The sequence below is a fragment of the Ruminococcus difficilis genome (assembly GCF_016680995.1).
This window is the reverse complement of sequence record NZ_JAEQMG010000121.1, coordinates 1-1337: the sequence shown is the minus strand read 5'-3', so window position 1 is coordinate 1337 and position 1337 is coordinate 1. Positions and strand designations below refer to the sequence as shown.

At 48.8% G+C, this 1337-nt stretch carries 2 protein-coding genes; both read left to right on the top strand.

The annotated features are described in order from the left end of the window. The first annotated feature begins 75 nt into the window (after positions 1-75). Positions 76-624, top strand: a complete 549-nt coding sequence (gene rsmD / locus JKK62_RS11600) for a 16S rRNA (guanine(966)-N(2))-methyltransferase RsmD (RefSeq protein WP_201428022.1) — start codon at positions 76-78, stop codon at positions 622-624. Next, positions 621-1109 (top strand): pantetheine-phosphate adenylyltransferase, encoded by a 489-nt coding sequence (gene coaD, locus JKK62_RS11595; RefSeq protein ID WP_201428021.1) that lies wholly within the window; start codon positions 621-623, stop codon positions 1107-1109. Before rsmD ends, coaD begins: the two co-directional genes overlap by 4 nt. The last annotated feature ends 228 nt before the right edge of the window (positions 1110-1337 follow it).

The window sequence follows — 1337 nt, the reverse complement described above, 5'->3', positions numbered from 1 at the left end:
GCAGGAATAAAAATATTATTGCAATAAAGAAAAATATATGGTATAATATCGAAAACAGTCTATAAGGAAGATTCTATGCGAGTGATTACAGGTACCGCGCGCGGCAGACGGCTGCTGACTCTTGAGGGCGAGGACGTCCGTCCCACCACCGACAGGGTCAAGGAAGCGGTTTTTTCAATCATACAGTTCGAAACAGAGGGCAGGGCGTTTCTCGACCTCTTCGCAGGCTCCGGACAGATGGGCATCGAGGCTCTCAGCCGCGGCGCGAAGGAGGCTGTCTTTGTCGACAGCGCGAAGAAAAGCGTTGACATTATCCGTCAGAACCTCAAGTCGACCAACCTTGAGCAGAACGCCAAGGTATGCCGCCTTGACTGGCAGAGCTTCCTTTCGATGAACACAACGAAGTTTGACATCGTGTTTCTCGACCCGCCGTACGGCAAGGGAATTTTGCAGGACGCGCTCGGAAAAGTATCCGCTCACATGAAGGATACGGGCGTAATTATCGCGGAAAATCCCTTAAATGAGGAAATTTTGTCAAAATACGGTGATTTTGCACTTGACAGACAGTATCGCTATGGTAAAATAAAAATAAGCACATACAGGCATGAGGATTTTGTGAAATGAAAAGAACGGTAATCTATCCGGGCAGCTTTGACCCTGTCACGCTCGGACATCTTCAGGTGATTCGCAGAGCGGCAAAAATGTTTGACAAGGTGATAGTTGCGGTTCTGATTAATTCATCAAAAACCCCGACCTTCTCCGTCGACGAGAGAATGGATCTTCTCCGTCAGGTCACCGCTGATCTGGAGAATGTTGAGATCGCGGGCTTCGACGGTCTGTTGGCGGAATATGCGCGCGAGCGCGGCGTAAACGCGATCGTCAAGGGCTTGCGGGCGGTTTCGGACTTCGAGTACGAGTTCCAGATGGCGATTGCCAACAAGAAGCTCAACCCAGACCTCGAGACAATATTCATTACCGCCGATTCCGACCTGATGTACCTCAGCTCGAGCATGGTACGCGAAATCGGCTCAATGGGCGGCGATATCAGCAATTTCGTGCCCGAGTGCGTGCACGACAAGATCGTCGGCAGATTAAGAGATAAAAAGTAGCTGCTGCTTTTTATGATAAGGAAATTGACAGCTATTAATATATAAGGAGTGGAAGAAAATGAAAGTTGATGATTTAATTTTAGATTTACAGAATCTGGTTGACAATGCAAGACCGGTACCCCTCTCGGGCGGCAAGGTAATGGTTAACAGCGACGAGGTATTTGAGATTATCGCTCAGATTCAGGACGCTATGCCCGCCGAGGTAAGACAGGCAAAGAACATCGTTGC

Coding starts and splice junctions, on each gene's coding strand:
- coaD (WP_201428021.1), top strand. CDS start 621: ATGAAAAGAACGGTAATCTATCCGGGCAGCTTTGACCCTGTCACGCTC.
- rsmD (WP_201428022.1), top strand. CDS start 76: ATGCGAGTGATTACAGGTACCGCGCGCGGCAGACGGCTGCTGACTCTT.